The organism is Mixta sp. Marseille-Q2659, assembly GCF_940807255.1.
In the GTDB taxonomy this organism is placed as follows: Bacteria; Pseudomonadota; Gammaproteobacteria; order Enterobacterales; family Enterobacteriaceae; genus Mixta.
Genome location: NZ_CALNWY010000008.1, coordinates 23307 through 39215, shown reverse-complemented (window position 1 = coordinate 39215; position 15909 = coordinate 23307). Strand labels below are relative to the sequence as shown.

At 53.8% G+C, this 15909-nt stretch carries 14 protein-coding genes, 1 pseudogene and 1 other annotated feature; of the genes and pseudogenes, 6 read left to right on the top strand and 9 right to left on the bottom strand.

What is annotated here, in order from left to right; all coding sequences use genetic code 11:
• The first annotated feature begins 21 nt into the window (after positions 1-21).
• Complete coding sequence (gene yaaA, locus P3C52_RS08135) at positions 22-798, top strand: peroxide stress protein YaaA (protein ID WP_275554517.1); 777 nt, start codon at positions 22-24, stop codon at positions 796-798.
• Between the two features lie 120 nt (positions 799-918).
• On the opposite strand, the gene thrC is transcribed toward yaaA, so the two are convergent.
• From thrC to P3C52_RS08110, 5 genes and pseudogenes are all read right to left on the bottom strand, one after another.
• On the bottom strand, positions 919-2205 hold the full coding sequence (gene thrC / locus P3C52_RS08130; RefSeq protein WP_275554516.1) for a threonine synthase: 1287 nt from the start codon (positions 2203-2205) through the stop codon (positions 919-921).
• Between the two features lie 3 nt (positions 2206-2208).
• The gene (gene thrB / locus P3C52_RS08125; protein ID WP_275554515.1) at positions 2209-3138 is read right to left on the bottom strand and encodes a homoserine kinase; all 930 of its coding nucleotides are present in this window, start codon (positions 3136-3138) and stop codon (positions 2209-2211) included.
• 2 nt (positions 3139-3140) lie between these two features.
• Positions 3141-5604, bottom strand: a pseudogene (gene thrA / locus P3C52_RS08120) (bifunctional aspartate kinase/homoserine dehydrogenase I).
• A 26-nt stretch (positions 5605-5630) separates the two neighbouring features.
• Positions 5631-5748 (bottom strand) — a sequence feature (Thr leader region).
• Positions 5687-5755 carry a thr operon leader peptide gene (thrL, locus tag P3C52_RS08115; RefSeq protein WP_275554598.1) on the bottom strand — a complete coding sequence of 23 codons (69 nt, stop codon included), beginning with the start codon at positions 5753-5755 and terminating at the stop codon, positions 5687-5689. It overlaps the preceding feature by 62 nt.
• A gap of 204 nt (positions 5756-5959) precedes the next feature.
• On the bottom strand, positions 5960-6640 hold the full coding sequence (locus P3C52_RS08110; RefSeq protein ID WP_275554514.1) for a tRNA/rRNA methyltransferase: 681 nt from the start codon (positions 6638-6640) through the stop codon (positions 5960-5962).
• A 610-nt stretch (positions 6641-7250) separates the two neighbouring features.
• Between P3C52_RS08110 and arcA the strand changes: the two genes are divergently transcribed.
• Positions 7251-7967: a two-component system response regulator ArcA gene (gene arcA / locus P3C52_RS08105; protein WP_038628413.1), complete on the top strand. Its 717-nt coding sequence runs from the start codon at positions 7251-7253 to the stop codon at positions 7965-7967.
• 36 nt (positions 7968-8003) lie between these two features.
• On the opposite strand, the gene creA is transcribed toward arcA, so the two are convergent.
• Positions 8004-8477, bottom strand: coding sequence for a protein CreA (creA, locus tag P3C52_RS08100; protein WP_275554513.1), 474 nt, complete (start codon positions 8475-8477; stop codon positions 8004-8006).
• 198 nt (positions 8478-8675) lie between these two features.
• On the opposite strand from creA, the gene robA reads away from it, so the two are divergent.
• Complete coding sequence (gene robA, locus P3C52_RS08095) at positions 8676-9554, top strand: MDR efflux pump AcrAB transcriptional activator RobA (protein ID WP_275554512.1); 879 nt, start codon at positions 8676-8678, stop codon at positions 9552-9554.
• Between the two features lie 32 nt (positions 9555-9586).
• Here robA and gpmB read toward each other — a convergent pair whose 3' ends face one another.
• Complete coding sequence (gene gpmB, locus P3C52_RS08090; RefSeq protein WP_275554511.1) at positions 9587-10234, bottom strand: 2,3-diphosphoglycerate-dependent phosphoglycerate mutase GpmB; 648 nt, start codon at positions 10232-10234, stop codon at positions 9587-9589.
• 50 nt (positions 10235-10284) lie between these two features.
• On the opposite strand from gpmB, the gene yjjX reads away from it, so the two are divergent.
• The gene (gene yjjX / locus P3C52_RS08085) at positions 10285-10809 is read left to right on the top strand and encodes an inosine/xanthosine triphosphatase (RefSeq protein WP_275554510.1); all 525 of its coding nucleotides are present in this window, start codon (positions 10285-10287) and stop codon (positions 10807-10809) included.
• A gap of 5 nt (positions 10810-10814) precedes the next feature.
• On the opposite strand, the gene trpR is transcribed toward yjjX, so the two are convergent.
• Positions 10815-11138 carry a trp operon repressor gene (gene trpR, locus P3C52_RS08080; protein WP_275554509.1) on the bottom strand — a complete coding sequence of 108 codons (324 nt, stop codon included), beginning with the start codon at positions 11136-11138 and terminating at the stop codon, positions 10815-10817.
• A 44-nt stretch (positions 11139-11182) separates the two neighbouring features.
• Positions 11183-13114 (bottom strand): murein transglycosylase, encoded by a 1932-nt coding sequence (gene sltY, locus P3C52_RS08075; protein ID WP_275554597.1) that lies wholly within the window; start codon positions 13112-13114, stop codon positions 11183-11185.
• 206 nt (positions 13115-13320) lie between these two features.
• Here sltY and deoR point away from each other — a divergent pair, with 206 nt between their 5' ends.
• Positions 13321-14085 (top strand): DNA-binding transcriptional repressor DeoR, encoded by a 765-nt coding sequence (gene deoR, locus P3C52_RS08070; RefSeq protein WP_275554596.1) that lies wholly within the window; start codon positions 13321-13323, stop codon positions 14083-14085.
• Between the two features lie 126 nt (positions 14086-14211).
• Positions 14212-15879, top strand: a complete 1668-nt coding sequence (gene ettA / locus P3C52_RS08065; RefSeq protein ID WP_275554508.1) for an energy-dependent translational throttle protein EttA — start codon at positions 14212-14214, stop codon at positions 15877-15879.
• Positions 15880-15909 lie beyond the last annotated feature (30 nt).

Below are 15909 nucleotides of genomic sequence, written 5' to 3'. Positions count from 1 at the left end.
GGTTACGCTAAGGAAATACCTATGTTAATGGTCATCTCGCCGGCCAAAACGCTGGATTACACCACCCCACTGGCGACGCATCGCTATACGCAACCCGCACTGTTGGAAAAATCACAGCAGTTAATTAACATCGCGCGCGATCTTTCACCTGCGCAGATTGCCTCACTCATGAGCATCAGCGATAAGCTGGCGCTGCTTAATGCGCAACGGTTTAATGACTGGCAGCCTGCTTTCACACCGGAAAATGCGCGTCAGGCCATTCTTGCTTTTAAAGGCGATGTGTACACCGGCCTGGAAGCGGAGCGTTTTAGCGAAGCGGATTTTGATTTCGCTCAGCAGCATTTGCGTATGCTGTCCGGCCTGTACGGTGTGTTAAGGCCGCTGGATTTAATGCAGCCTTACCGCCTGGAAATGGGGATCAAACTGGCTAATCCGGCAGGAAAGGATCTGTATAGTTTCTGGGGCGAAACCCTTACCCAAACGCTGAATGAGGCGCTGGCGGCGCAGGGAGACGATGTGCTGATTAACCTGGCGTCAGACGAGTATTTTAAAGCGGTTCAGTCGAAAAAACTGAATGGGCAACTGATCAAACCGGTCTTTCTTGATGAGAAAAACGGCAAATTCAAAGTCATCAGTTTTTATGCCAAAAAAGCGCGTGGCCTGATGTGCCGCTACATTATCGAAAATCGTCTGCAAGCAGCGGAGCAGCTTAAAGCCTTTAATCTGGAAGGCTATTTCTTTGATGAAGAGAGCAGCCGCGGCAACGAGCTGGTCTTTAAGCGTCACGAACAGCGCTAAGCGCGATCGCGCCATTATTCAGTATTCAGCCCCCCAAGAAACATTAAAACGCAACGCCGCCCTTCCGTTGTCCGGGTATCGAGTTCCCGGTAACCGAAGGGCGGCGTTGTTGTTACTGGCTTAAAGCTGGGTTAAAAAACCGCGTAGCTCAGCGAAATCCGCTTTCATCTTATGCGACAGCAGCGGTAGATCGGCGCGTTCTGCCAGCTCGACCGGCAGCGGCAACGTCTGTTGCAGGATCTCTTCCACGCTTTCCTTAAATTTCGCTGGATGCGCAGTGCCGAGGAACAGGCCATATTCGCCCGGCTGCAGCTGGTCACGCAACATACGATACGCGATGGCAGCGTGCGGCTCGGAAATATATCCCAGGCCAGCCAGCTCGCGCATGGTGCTGCGCGTGGTTTCATCATCCACCGCGCCAAAACCGAGATCGTTCAAACGCCAGGTTTTACGGCGGAACAGCTCTTCCACGCGCGGCCAGTTATTCGGCTGGCTGACATCCATCGCGTTAGAAAGCGTGGCGACGGTAGCATTCGGCTGCCACGCGCCATTGCTCAGGAAACGCGGCACGGTATCGTTGCGGTTGGTAGCAGCGATAAAGCGTTTTACCGGCAGGCCGAGCGATTTTGCCAGCAGGCCCGCCGTCAGATCGCCGAAGTTACCGCTGGGCACGGAAATCACCAGCTGGTTGCGTTTTTCCTGCGGCAGCTGTGCCACCGCTTCGAAGTAGTAGCAAATCTGCGCCAGCAGACGGCTAATGTTGATGGAGTTGGCGGAGTTCAGGCCAATCGCTTTTTTCAGCGCTTCATCATCAAATGCCTGTTTCACCAGCGCCTGGCAGGCATCGAAATCGCCATCAATGGCGATGGTGTGAATATTGCCGCCCAGCGTACAGAACAGTTTCTCCTGTAACGGGCTGATTTTGCCTTGTGGATAAAGGATCACGACCCGAACATTTTCCATGCCGTAAAAAGCATGAGCCACCGCCGCGCCGGTATCGCCAGAGGTCGCCGTCAGAATAGTAATCTGCTCATCCGTACCGCTGATATAAGAGAGCATTTGCGCCATAAAGCGGCCGCCGAAATCTTTAAATGCCAGCGTCGGGCCGTGAAACAGCTCCAGACAGGCGATATCTTCGGTCACCTCAGCCACCGGGGCAGGAAACGCAAAAGCCGCCTTTACGCGTTCCGCCAGCTGATGCGCGGCGATTTCATCGCCGATGTAAGCGGAAAGGATTTTGCTGCTGCGCGAGACAAAATCCATCTCCAGCATGGCATCAATGTCAGTAGACTCGAATTCCGGCAGCTCCAGCGGAAAGAACAGGCCCTGCTGCTTGCCCAGGCCCTGCTTTACTGCCTGCGCAAAGCTTACCTGTTCGTTGTGATCCTTAAGATTGTAGAGTTTCATGCGTTATCCCAGTTTTCGTGCGCCCGCCGTGTCGATACGGCAAATATGGACGAAGCCTTCATCATTTTGCAGATAGTTTTGTTGCAGCCAGTCTGCCATGCGCTGCGCCGTTTCCTGATCGTTACAGACGGCGAACAGCGTCGGGCCAGAACCGGAAATACCACAGGCCAGCGCGCCAATATCCTGCGCCGCCTGACGCGCCTCGGCAAAGCCGGGCAGCAATTTCGTCCGATAGGGTTCGGCAATTACATCGCGCATCAGCTTCGCCGCCAGCCGCGGCTGCGCGGTATGGCAGGCGTGAATAAAGCCTGCCAGATAGCGTCCATGCTTAATGCAATCCTCTTTGCGATATTGCGCGGGCAGAATGGCGCGCGCCTCGGCGGTAGAAACTTTAATACCCGGGTAGGCCATCACCCACAGCCAGTCATCAAAACAGGGCACCGCCTGGCTGATAATGTTGTTTTCTTCCAGCATCAGCTGAAGGCCGCCTAAAAAACAGGGCGCCACATTATCGTAATGCACGCTGCCGGAAATACGACCTTCCAGTTCGCCCATTAGCGTCAGCAGCTGCGTATCGTCCAGTGGCTTGCCGCAAAATTCATTCATCGCCATCAGGCCCGCCACCACCGAACAGGCGCTGGAGCCGAGGCCGGAGCCGATAGGCATGTTTTTTTCCAGTGTCATGCGCACCGGCACGGTTTTACCTGTCGCTTCGCAAAAGCGTTTCCAACAGTGATAAGCGATATTTTCCTGCGGATCGGCCGGTAGCTTGCTGACAAAACGGCCCTGATTAATCAGACTGAACGTGTCGGCGGCTTCAACGGTTACGCAATCGCCTAACAGGGAGCCATCCACCGGCGACACCGCCGCGCCCAGCACATCGAAGCCGACGCTGACGTTGCCAATTGAGGCCGGTGCATAAATTTTTACCATGTTTAAACTCCTAACTTCCATGACAGGGTGCGCAACAGATCGGCAAAGACGCCAGCCGCGGTAACATCGTTACCTGCGCCGTAGCCGCGTAGCACCAGCGGAATCGGCTGGTAATAGCGGCTGTAAAATGCCAGCGCATTCTCGCCATTTTTCACTTTATACAGCGGATCGTTGCCGTCTACCGCGTCGATTTTCACACGGCAACGGCCGCCCTCTTCAATCGCGCCGACGAAACGCAATACTTTGCCTTCCTCACGCGCCTGAGCAACCCGGTCGGCAAATAGCGTATCCAGCTCAGGCAGACGCTGCATAAAGGTTTCTACGTCGGCAATCGCGGTAAATTCCTTTGGCAGCATCGCTTCAATTTCAATATCGCTCAGCTCCAGCTGGTAGCCTGCTTCACGCGCCAGAATCAACAGCTTGCGCGCGACATCCATACCGGAAAGATCGTCACGCGGATCCGGTTCGGTAAAGCCCATTTCACGTGCCAGCTTGGTCGCTTCAGAGAGCGACATCCCCTCATCCAGCTTGCCAAAGATGAACGAGAGCGACCCTGACAGGATGCCGGAGAAGCTGAGCAGCTCATCGCCCGCATTCAGTAAGTTTTGCAGGTTTTCAATAACCGGCAGGCCCGCGCCCACGTTGGTGTCATACAGAAATTTGCGGCGTGATTTCGCGGCCGCCGTGCGCAGCTGCTGGTAGTAATTCCAGGAGGAGGTGTTGGCCTTTTTGTTTGGCGTAACGACGTGGAAGCCATCAGCCAGGAACTCGGCGTACTGATCGGCAACGGCCTGGCTTGACGTACAGTCGACAATCACCGGATTCAATAGATGATATTCTTTGACCAAGGCGCAGCAGGCGATCCAGCTTAAATGGCTCATTTGCTTCATTGAGCGCGCTTTTCCAGTTGCTGAGATCGATACCATGCACATTGGTCAACAGCGCTTTAGAGTTCGCGATTCCGCATACGCGCAGATCGATATGTTTGTTCTTCAGCCACGCCTGTTGACGGTGTAACTGCTCCAGTAGCGCGCTGCCGACGCCGCCAACGCCAACCACAAAGACCTCAATAACCTGATCGGTATTGAACAACATTTGATGCACGACACGCACTGCGGTGGTGACTTCGTCATTGTTAACTACCACGGAAATAGAACGCTCAGACGACCCTTGGGCAATCGCCACAATATTGATATTGGCGCGTGCCAGCGCGGCAAAGAATTTCGCTGAGATGCCACGCTGCGTACGCATGTTATCGCCGACAACGGAAACTATCGCCAACTGCTCCATCACATCCAACGGTTCCAGCAGGCCATCTTTCAGCTCCAGATAGAACTCATCTTCCAGTATCCGTCGCGCGCGCGCCTGCTCGCTTTGCGGCACACAGAAGCTGATGCTGTACTCAGAAGAAGATTGGGTAATCAGTACTACCGAGATGCCGGCGCGCGACATGGCGGCGAATACCCGGGCCGCCATGCCGACCATACCTTTCATGCCGGGGCCGGAGACGTTGAACATCGCCATATTGTTCAGGTTGGTAATGCCTTTAACCGGATTGGCATCGTCGCTGGTATCGCCACCAATCAGCGTACCCGGTGCCTGAGGATTGGCGGTATTTTTAATCAGGCAGGGAATCTGGAACTGGGCGATAGGCGCAATCGTGCGGGGATGCAGTACTTTGGCACCGAAATAAGAAAGCTCCATCGCCTCCTGGTAGGACATTGATTTCAGCAGACGGGCGTCCGGCACCTGGCGCGGATCGCAGGTATAAACGCCGTCAACGTCGGTCCAGATTTCACAACAGTCAGCGCGCAGACAGGCAGCCAGCACCGCTGCGGAATAGTCGGAACCATTGCGGCCCAGCACCACCAGCTCGCCGCGCTCGTTACCGGCGGTAAAACCCGCCATCAAAATCATGCTGTCGGCAGGGATCTGGCTGGCGACGATACGACGCGTCGACTCGGCAATATCGACCGTCGATTCCAGGTAATTGCCATGCGCCAGCAGCATGCTGACCGGATCGATAATGCTGACGCGATGGCCGCGCGCCTCTAACAGCGCGTCCATAATCGCGATAGAGAGTTTTTCACCCCGGCAGATGATCGCAGCGTTTACGCTATCCGGGCATTGTCCCAACAGGCTAATGCCGTGCAACGTCTGTTTCAGCTGAGCGAATTCTTTATCCACCAGCGCCTGTAAACGTTCCCAGGCAAATCCAGGCTGTGCGTCCTGCAGTCCCTTTAACAGCGCAGCGAAAATCTGTTCTGCATCGCTGATATTCGGCAAAGCATCCTGACCGCTGATGGTTTTTTCAATCATCGCCACCAGATGGTTCGTGATTTTGGCCGGAGCAGAAAGCACAGTGGCGACTTGTCCCTGTTTCGCGTTGCTTTCAAGTATGTCGGCAACACGCAGAAAACGTTCCGCATTTGCCACTGAGGTTCCGCCGAATTTCAGCACTCGCATGGTTAAAAATCTCCTGAATTTAAGCCGAAAAAAAAGCCCGCACTTATCAGGTGCGGGCTTTTTCTCTTTTTTCCTGTATGCGTCAGCCCGCACCCTTACCTGTGGTAATGGTGGTAGTAATAATGGTGGTGTTCAGGCTGTTTGTACGCATGTTGATTTTTGTCTGTCTGTTTGTCCGTCTGCTTTTCAGAAGTAAAGCAATCTCCTGATGAAGTCAACGGATTTATCGGCGCTGATCATCGCCAGCAACCATAGCGGAACAGGTAAATTCCGTCATGTGGCGGAGAGATCTGTCAGCGGATTTGATAAGGCTGGCATCATTGACCAGATTTCAATATCGCGACCAAATTTTCCGCTACAGATTTTTTTCAATATCGTGCAGAAGCCGATGCAGCATGGCGCTGTCTCGCTGCTCCAGCAAACCAATACGCTGCTGGAGCCAGTCCGCCAGCTTCTCATCGTCATCCACGTTCAGTCGGGTAAGCAGCGTGGACAGACGCTGACGCAGAGCATCCAACTGCTGACCGTCCGCCGGCAAGGTTGGCGCTGCGGTAATCTGCCTGAGCGATGCCAGCTGATAGCAATAGACCATAACCGCCTGCCCCAAATTCAGAGACGGATAATCATTGGCCATAGGAATGCCGGTGAGTAAGTCAACCTGCGCCAACTCCTCATTAGTTAATCCGCTATCTTCGCGGCCAAATACCAGGGCCATGCTGCTTACCCACTGCTGTTTCTCGCGCAGAATAGTTTCCACCTGCTGCGGCGTGGCGTAATAACGGAATTTTGCCCGGCTGCGTGCTGTAGTGGCGACCGAAAAATCAATATCAGCCAGCGCAGCGGAAAGAGAAGAGTAATGTTGAATATTATCAACGATGTCCCCTGCCCCATGCGCCACGATGCGCGTGACCGGATCGCGCCAGGCTTCGCTTTGAACAATTCGCAGCTCGGAAAACCCCATAGTTTTCATAGCGCGGGCGGCCGCGCCGATATTTTCCGGGCGGGCGGGAGAAACAAGAATAAGCGGAAAACGCATATAAACCCTGAATATAAAAAAGAGGCGTAGCCATACTGTGACATGCCAGCATGTTAAATAACAGTATCAACTACATAACAAATAATTAACCCATGTTTTTTAGGCGGTAAAATTTTGTATTTAACGCATTTAAACTCTTTAACTCAGGAAAACATTAATAACAAAGAAATATCATAAATAAGGCCTTATAAATCAAAATTGTATTTTAATAATTAACTTAGTAAACTTTCTTCCACTATCAGGAGGCTGAGACCAGGGTTAAGCCCTGATTATTGTGAGCTAAGCTGGCATTCTGATGAGCATTTTTCACAAAAGTGTTAACGTGCTACACTTGATTTGATATAAGTCAACGAAGCGTTGTTTTAATGCTTATCGGTTGTACTCTGGGCTGTTATGTTGCTGTTAATACAGCTAGGATAGCGGCCATTTGGCACTGCCGGGGCATGCAGGATTCATCCTTATGGCTGAGCTGACAATGTTGTTGACGTTGATGGATGGTGCATCAAGAACATAATTCTGTACTTCAGTTATCCAGGCAAACCCTATTTGCGGCGTTAACGGCTGTACATCCTGTTTCCGATTTTGTTGGCAAATTTTAGGTAGCGAACTCATGCAGATCCCGCATATTCTTATCGTTGAAGATGAATTAGTTACACGTAATACTCTAAAGAGCATTTTTGAAGCCGAAGGCTACGAAGTGTTCGAAGCGACGGATGGCGCTGAGATGCATCAGGTATTGACCGATAACGATATTAACCTGGTAATTATGGATATTAATCTGCCGGGTAAAAATGGTCTGTTACTGGCGCGTGAACTCCGCGAGCAGGCAAACGTCGCGCTGATGTTTTTGACCGGCCGCGATAATGAAGTTGATAAAATTCTCGGCCTGGAAATCGGCGCCGATGATTACATCACCAAGCCTTTCAATCCGCGTGAATTAACGATTCGCGCCCGCAATCTGCTTTCACGTACCATGAATCTCTCCGCCACCAGCGAAGAACGTAAGCAGGTTGAAAGCTATAAATTCAACGGCTGGGAGTTGGATATTAACAGCCGCTCGCTGATCAGCCCGAATGGCGAGCAGTACAAGCTGCCGCGTAGCGAATTCCGCGCCATGCTGCACTTCTGCGAAAACCCAGGGAAAATTCAGACGCGTGCCGATCTGCTGAAGAAAATGACCGGCCGTGAATTGAAACCGCATGACCGCACGGTTGACGTTACCATTCGTCGCATCCGTAAGCATTTCGAATCAACGCCGGACACCCCGGAAATCATCGCGACCATTCATGGCGAAGGCTACCGTTTCTGCGGCGACCTTCAGGAATAAGCGGTTAACACGGCGAGCCTGGCTCGCCGTTTTTATTTAGCGTCCCCACGGCATAATCGGTACTGCGCTCAACGCATTTTTGGGCGACCCTTCCACGACCTTATCTGAATAAGAAAGATAGATGAGTGAATTACGCTTTTGATCGTAAAAGCGTACAACCTGTAATTTCTTAAACAGCAACGAAGTACGCTTACGAAAAACGGTCTCGCCCTGCGCTTTCCCCTGAGAAATACGATCGCTTAATGTCACCGGCCCTACCTGCTGACAGGAAATCGCGGCATCTGAAGTATCCTCTGCCAGACCCAATCCACCCTTAATACCACCCGTCTTGGCGCGGCTGATATAGCAGGTCACATTCTTCACATCGGGATCATCAAAGGCTTCGACCACGATTTTATGGTCGGGCCCAAACATTTTGAACACCGTATCAACCGAGCCGATCTCTTCAGCATAAGCGCTTGCGGAGCATAAAGTTACCATTGTAATTATTAACAATTTTTTTATTATCATCTCGTTACCATTGTTTATTATTAACTTTGTAAGCTACCCCATCCTGTTAAGGATAAGCATAGCTAATTCTATCGCTCTCTCATGAAACGGGCATAGCACAATCGACCAAGTTAAACCTTCAGCTTTTTCTGCGCATTTAGTGCTATGATCTCACGACTTTGCGTTACCTGCGCCAATCTAAGAACAAGAGGATGTTTTATGGGCCAAGCTGGTATCATTCGCGATTTGCTTGTCTGGCTGGAGAGCCATCTCGATCAGCCCCTGTCATTGGATAATGTGGCGGCTAAAGCAGGCTACTCCAAGTGGCATCTTCAAAGAATGTTCAAAGAGGTAACCAGTCATGCTATTGGTGCCTATATTCGCGCCCGTCGTTTATCAAAAGCGGCCGTAGCGCTGCGCCTCACCAGCCGCCCTATTCTGGATATTGCGCTTCAGTACCGCTTCGACTCGCAGCAAACCTTTACGCGCGCCTTTAAAAAACAGTTTAACCAAACCCCGGCTTATTATCGCCGCGCTTCGGAATGGCATGCTTACGGCCTGCGTCCGCCGATTCGACTGGACGATACCACCTTACCGGAAGCGCATTATGTGACGTTGCCGGAAACGGTGCTGGTCGGACAAACACAAAGCTACACCTGTACGCTGGAACAGATTTCTCACTATCGTGATGAAATGCGTACGCATTTTTGGCAGCAGTTCCTGTTGGAAACCGATACTGTGCCGCCGGTACTGTACGGGCTGCATCAGGTGCGTCCAAGCCAGGAAAAAGATGACGAGCAGGAGATCCTGTATACCACCGCCGTCCCATCCGATCAGCTGGCGAAAACCATGCAGTCAGCACAAACGGTGCTGCTGGAGGGAGGCGATTATGTGCAGTTCAATTATGAAGGGCCGCGCAGTCAGCTTCAGGAATTTATTCTGATGCTGTATGGCACCTGTATGCCAACGCTCCAGCTCACGCGGCGTGAAGGACAGGATATTGAACGCTTTTACACGCACGGCGGTAAGAAGCGCCCCGAACCGCCGACGGAAATCCGCTGCGAATATCTGATCCCTATTCGCCGAACAGAGCGCTGATATTTAACGGGCCCGCCAAGCGGGCCCGTTGTTTATCGCTGCAGTTCATCCAGCGCCGGCAAATCAAGATGTGAAACATCGCCTGCGGTTTCAACCACCCAGCCCGCAGCCAGCCAGGCGCTTTGTTGGTGATCAACCCGCGAAAGCGAGCAGTTACGCAGACGCAGGCGCCGCTCCGCATGGGCGGGCAAGCCAAGCAAGGTGCTAATCAGCACGCCTAACGCCATTCCGTGACTCACCAACAAGGGACAGCTTCCCGGCGGAAGCTCAAGGCAGGCATTTAGCGCCTGCTGCATACGCTCCGCCAGTTCGGCCATACTTTCGCCTTCAGGTATGCGGCCATTTACCGTTCCGTTAACGAGTGTACGCCGCCAGCCCTCTTCTTCTTCGCTCAGCGAATCAATGGGACGTTGTTCCAGCACCCCCATATTCAGCTCGCGCAGGCGCGGATCAAGCTTAACGCTGCAACCGCAGGCATCAGCGATAATTTCCGCCGTGCGGCGCGTGCGACCTAAATCGCTGCTGATGATATGGGTAATTCCCAGTGTCCTTGCCCGCTCGCCAACCTGACGAGCCTGCTGCTCTCCTTTTTCAGTCAGCGCACTATCGGACTGTCCCTGAATGCGTCTGGCTGCGTTCCAAACCGTTTCCCCGTGGCGAACAAGATAGACCTGTAACATGCTTTTTTCCGTTATACTGCGTCAAAATTGCGTAGAAGGTTCAAGTAATTATGTACCATGTTGTCGCTGCTACCACCAATCCGGCCAAAATTAGCGCCATTTCTAAGGCTTTCAACGATGTCTTCGGGGAAGGATCCTGCCATATTGAGGGCGTTGAGGTCGACAGCGGCGTTGCTGCTCAACCGTTAACGAATGCGGAAACGCGAACTGGCGCACGCCAGCGAGTAATGAACGCGCGTCAGGTTCGACCGGAAGCTGATTTTTGGGTGGCAATTGAAGCGGGCATTGAAGGCGACGATGCGTTCGCATGGATGGTGGTAGAAGACCACAAGCAGCGCGGCGAATCACGTTCAGCCAGCTTTACCTTACCCACGCCGGTCATGGCGGCAATCCATGCCGGTCATGAACTGGGCGAAGAGATGGCGCGTCTGACCGGTATTGATAACATCAAGCACAAAGGCGGCGCGATCGGCGTTTTTACCCAGGGCTTACTGACGCGCAGCAGCGTTTATTATCAGGCGCTGGTTCTGGCGCTCTGCCCGTTTCATAACGCGATTTATCAGCAGCAAGCGTAACCTGCTTATTTACCGATCGAAAGCCGGTCGTCGAGCCACGCTTTTAGTGCAGGTGGCGCGGCACGCAGGCTGTTTGAGCCGCGCGTAATGGTTGCAATGCCAACACCGAGATCGTTTTTCAATTCGCGCTGGCTCATTTCACCCCGCAGCAATTCTTCAATAATGCGCAGACGCGTACCAAAAGCTTCACGCTCGTCCGGGGTCATCATCAGCTGCAATAGCGGCAGCTGTAACCCTTGTTGAAAAGCTTCTTCCAGCAGGCTGACGAAACGCAGCCAGTTTTCATCCTGCTGCTGTTCAGTAATCGGGACAGGAGAGTGTGAGGTCATGAAATTCTTCCGTACTCATTGGCGAGTACGGAAGAGTAGCATATTCAGTAGCGCCGCTGCCATTCGGCATCAGACAGGATATTATCCGGCTGGTCGAGGAAATGACGATAATAAGCATCATAGGCCAGCACGTTTTTCACGTAACCGCGCGTTTCCGAGAAAGGAATCGTTTCGATAAAGGCGACGGCATCTAACTGCCCATTACTGACGCGCTGCCAGGTGCGCACCCTTCCCGGCCCGGCATTATAGGCTGCCGAGGCGAAGATGCGGTTCCGATCGAACTGCTGATAAACATATTCCAGATACTGCGTGCCGATCTGAATATTGGTTTGCGGTTCAAGCAGCTGGCCGCTGTTGACGTAGCCGGGAATGCTGTACATCTTCACCGTATGGCTGGCGGTGGCAGGCATAACCTGCATCAACCCGGACGCTCCCACTGGCGAACGCGCTTTCGGATTCCAGGCGCTCTCCTGACGGGCGATAGCCATCGCGTAGCTCGGCGGGATCGCCTTATCGCGCGTGTACTGAACAAACTGTTCCTGCCAGGCCAGCGGGAAGCGTTCAGCCAGGTTATTCCACAGCTTGCCGGTGATGGTGGCCTGTACGCTGAGATCCCACCAGCCGTGATTTAATGCGTAGCGCGCCAGCATCTGCTGCTGAGAAGCCGTTTTACTGGCGACCAGCCGGCTCCATTCAGTACGCGCCAGATTATCCATGCCCCAGTACATTAACTCGCGTACGCGGGCGATTTCCGGCCCGTCATCCAGGCTGCTGTCAGGGCGTGGCGCTTCATCCACCCGCAACGGATATTTCACGCCGAGGCGCTGCGCCGCCACCATCGGATAAAAGCCGCGCTCCTTCATCAGCGTGCGCAGGATCTCTTCTGCTTCCTCTTTGCGCCCGCGTTCCAGCAGCAGATCGGCCTGCCAGTATTGCCACTCATCTTTCGCTTTTGCATCAGGATCGAGGCGCGCAATCCAGGTATTTAAGCCACGTCGATCGTTATTGCTTAAGGCCAGACGAATGCGCCGCTCCAGCAGCGAGGTCGAACCGCTGTTCATCACAACGCCATCGCGCCAGCGCGCCTGTTCAGAAGTAACCTCTTTACCCATCAGCTGCCAGGCGACCGCTTCCTTCATTTCCTGTATTTCTTGCTCGCTCATCTGCTGCAAACGCGCCAGCGTAGGGATCATCGCGCGCGCGTTTTCCGCATCTGCACGCGCTACCCGCGCCAGCGCCAGCGAGGTTGCCTGGCGAGTAAAGTTAGTCGGCCCGACGCCACGCGCGAAAGCTTCGACCGTCGCCGGATCGTTTTGTAAGGCCATCACGGCATCGGCCATGGTTTGATAATCGGACGGCAGCTGTTTCGCGAGGAAATTCACCAGGCTGGTATTACCTGCAATCATCGCCAGACGAATACGCTCTAACGTCGTAATTGGCGTTTGTTCGCCAGCGGCCTGCCAGATGGAAAAGAGTTTATCGCAGCTGCTCGGTAATGAACTGCCGCGCAGCCAGATCGATTTTGCGCCGTCCCAGGCAACCTGCTGCTGGCCAGTAGCCCACTTAGCGTAATACCAGTTACAGCGGGCGGCGACCGGCTGCGGCTCCTGTGGGCTAAACACCAGCAGGCCGCGCCAGTCTTCACGGCGCGCCAGCTCGTTCACAAAGCGTGACGAAAGCGTGCGCACCGGCGGCAAGGTAGGATAGCGTTTAATAAAATCGTTAATCGCCAGACCGGTCTCCTGGTCAAGATGCTGCGATAGCTGGCGATATTCCAGATAGGGATAGAGCGGATAATCCTTCAGCGTGGGCATCAGCTGCGCCACAACGTCCATCTGATTATTGTCCCAGGCCTGCTTAATTTGCTGGTAGCGACTGCGCTGTTCATCCAGCGAATCAGCCAGTACGCTGCCGCTGATGGCAAGCAGACAACACCCCGCCAACCAGTAACGCCATTTCTCCTTCCTGTGAGTCACCACGCGCTCTCCTTTTTCATTTATCCGGTCCGGCTCAATGCCAGGCTCCCTTCATGCTAACCAGGCAGCTGGACTCGTGCCACGTTCTTCACAAAATTTACTTTTTATCGCTTTCCACTGGCAGGCGGACAACATCATTGTGCTGCGGCTGACGCTCTGGTTTTTTAGAGTTAACATAAGTGAAACAGGCAAACAGGGAAGCGATGATGGAAAACCGGCGCGACGAGCGGATCAATAAACTGGCGCAGGCGATAAAGCGCATCGATAAAATTCATCTGAAAGAGGCGGCGCGGCTGTTAGGCGTTTCAGAAATGACGATTCGACGCGATCTGAACGAGCAGCCTTCCTGCCTGGTGCTGCTCGGCGGCTATATCGTAAACGATCCGAAAAGCGTGCATGGCCACTATTTTGTTTCCGATCAGCAGTCGCATAACGTCAATAAAAAACAGCAGCTGGCGCGGCTGGCAGCCGAGCTGGTTAAGCCCGGCGATACCGTATTTTTTGATTGCGGCACCACAATGCCCTGGGTAATTGATGCGATTGACGAGAGCCTGCCCTTTACCGCCGTCTGCTGCGCCATTAATACCTTTCTGGCATTAAAAGTGAAAAGCGCCTGCCGCGTTATTCTCAGCGGCGGCGAGTTTCATCCCGATAATGCAGTCTTTTCTCCGCACGGCAGCCTGTCGATTCTGGATGAAATTTGCCCGACGTTGGCGTTTATCTCTGCGGCTGGCCTTGACGCACAACAGGGCGCGACCTGCTATAACGCCAATGAGCTGCCCATGAAGCTGCGGGCGATGGCGCGGGCGCAGCGCAAAATGCTGCTGGCTGACAGCAGCAAGTTCAATAAAATCCTGCCTGCGCGTATTGGCGAACTGGGACAGTTTGACGCGCTGATCAGCGACGCCGCGCCCCCGGAAGCGCTGGCCCAGCAACTCCGCCAACAGCAGGTCGCGCTACTGCTGCCCTAATCGTACTCCGGCCAGATAATCGCCCGTATGACGGCTGTGATTAAGCAGGGAAAACCGCTAAACTTGCAGTTCTGAACGGGCGATGATGCCCCGATTACCACACAGACCATAAGAGGCTCATTTCACGTGGCTCAATTCGTCTACAGCATGCATCGCGTCGGCAAAGTCGTTCCGCCGAAGCGTCACATTCTTAAGAACATCTCCCTTAGCTTTTTCCCCGGCGCCAAAATCGGCGTGCTGGGTTTAAACGGTGCAGGTAAATCCACGCTGCTGCGCATTATGGCCGGCATCGATAAAGATATTGAAGGCGAGGCGCGTCCGCAGCCAGGCATTAAGATCGGTTATCTGCCGCAGGAACCGCAGCTGAACCCGGAGCATACCGTACGTGAATCGGTAGAAGAAGCCGTAGCGGAAGTCGTTAGCGCCCTGAAGCGTCTGGACGAAGTCTACGCGCTGTATGCTGAGCCGGATGCCGATTTCGATAAACTGGCCGCCGAACAGGGCAAGCTGGAAGAGATTATTCAGGCGCATGACGGCCATAATCTCAACGTACAGCTGGAACGTGCTGCCGATGCGCTGCGCCTGCCGGACTGGGAGGCGAAAATCGCCAACCTCTCCGGTGGTGAGCGTCGCCGCGTCGCGCTGTGCCGTCTGCTGCTGGAAAAGCCAGACATGCTGCTGCTCGACGAACCGACCAACCACCTGGATGCCGAATCCGTCGCCTGGCTGGAACGCTTCCTGCACGATTTCGAAGGCACCGTGGTGGCGATTACCCACGACCGTTACTTCCTGGATAACGTGGCAGGCTGGATTCTGGAACTGGACCGTGGCGAAGGCATTCCGTGGGAAGGCAACTACTCTTCCTGGCTGGAACAGAAAGATCAGCGTCTGGCGCAGGAAGCATCTCAGGAAGCGGCCCGCCGTAAATCTATTGAGAAAGAGCTGGAATGGGTGCGTCAGGGCGCGAAAGGCCGTCAGTCGAAGGGCAAAGCCCGTCTGGCGCGCTTTGAAGAGCTGAACAGCACCGAATACCAGAAACGTAACGAAACCAACGAACTGTTTATTCCACCGGGTCCGCGTCTGGGCGATAAAGTGGTGGAAGTCAGCAACCTGCGTAAATCCTACGGCGATCGCGTACTGATTGACGATCTTTCTTTCTCAGTACCGAAAGGCGCGATTGTCGGCATCATCGGTCCGAACGGTGCGGGTAAATCGACGCTGTTTCGCATGATGTCCGGCCAGGAACAGCCGGACAGCGGCACCATTACGCTGGGCGAAACGGTAAAACTGGCGTCCGTTGACCAGTTCCGCGACAGCATGGATAACGCCAAAACCGTCTGGGAAGAAGTGTCTGGCGGACTGGATATTATGCGTATCGGCAACACTGAAATGCCAAGCCGCGCCTATGTGGGCCGCTTTAACTTTAAAGGCGTCGATCAGGGCAAACGCGTTGGCGAACTTTCAGGCGGTGAACGTGGTCGTCTGCATCTGGCGAAACTGCTGCAGGTTGGCGGCAACATGTTGCTGCTCGATGAACCGACCAACGACCTGGATATTGAAACCCTGCGCGCGCTGGAAAACGCCCTGCTGGAGTTCCCTGGCTGCGCAATGGTGATCTCGCATGACCGTTGGTTCCTCGACCGTATTGCGACGCATATTCTCGACTATCAGGACGAGGGTAAAGTGGAGTTCTTCGAAGGTAACTTTACCGAATACGAAGAGTACAAGAAGCGTACTCTTGGCGCAGAAGCGCTGGAGCCGAAACGCATCAAGTACAAGCGTATGGCGAAGTAACCCAAAAGCGGCCTGCGGGCCGCTTTTTTA

Excerpts from the sequence above, each read along its gene's own strand:
- creA (WP_275554513.1), bottom strand. The coding sequence starts at position 8,477 with ATGATAATAAAAAAATTGTTAATAATTACAATGGTAACTTTATGCTCC.
- yaaA (WP_275554517.1), top strand. The coding sequence starts at position 22 with ATGTTAATGGTCATCTCGCCGGCCAAAACGCTGGATTACACCACCCCA.
- deoR (WP_275554596.1), top strand. The coding sequence starts at position 13,321 with ATGGAAAACCGGCGCGACGAGCGGATCAATAAACTGGCGCAGGCGATA.
- yjjX (WP_275554510.1), top strand. The coding sequence starts at position 10,285 with ATGTACCATGTTGTCGCTGCTACCACCAATCCGGCCAAAATTAGCGCC.
- trpR (WP_275554509.1), bottom strand. The coding sequence starts at position 11,138 with ATGACCTCACACTCTCCTGTCCCGATTACTGAACAGCAGCAGGATGAA.
- thrC (WP_275554516.1), bottom strand. The coding sequence starts at position 2,205 with ATGAAACTCTACAATCTTAAGGATCACAACGAACAGGTAAGCTTTGCG.
- arcA (WP_038628413.1), top strand. The coding sequence starts at position 7,251 with ATGCAGATCCCGCATATTCTTATCGTTGAAGATGAATTAGTTACACGT.
- robA (WP_275554512.1), top strand. The coding sequence starts at position 8,676 with ATGGGCCAAGCTGGTATCATTCGCGATTTGCTTGTCTGGCTGGAGAGC.
- P3C52_RS08110 (WP_275554514.1), bottom strand. The coding sequence starts at position 6,640 with ATGCGTTTTCCGCTTATTCTTGTTTCTCCCGCCCGCCCGGAAAATATC.
- gpmB (WP_275554511.1), bottom strand. The coding sequence starts at position 10,234 with ATGTTACAGGTCTATCTTGTTCGCCACGGGGAAACGGTTTGGAACGCA.
- thrB (WP_275554515.1), bottom strand. The coding sequence starts at position 3,138 with ATGGTAAAAATTTATGCACCGGCCTCAATTGGCAACGTCAGCGTCGGC.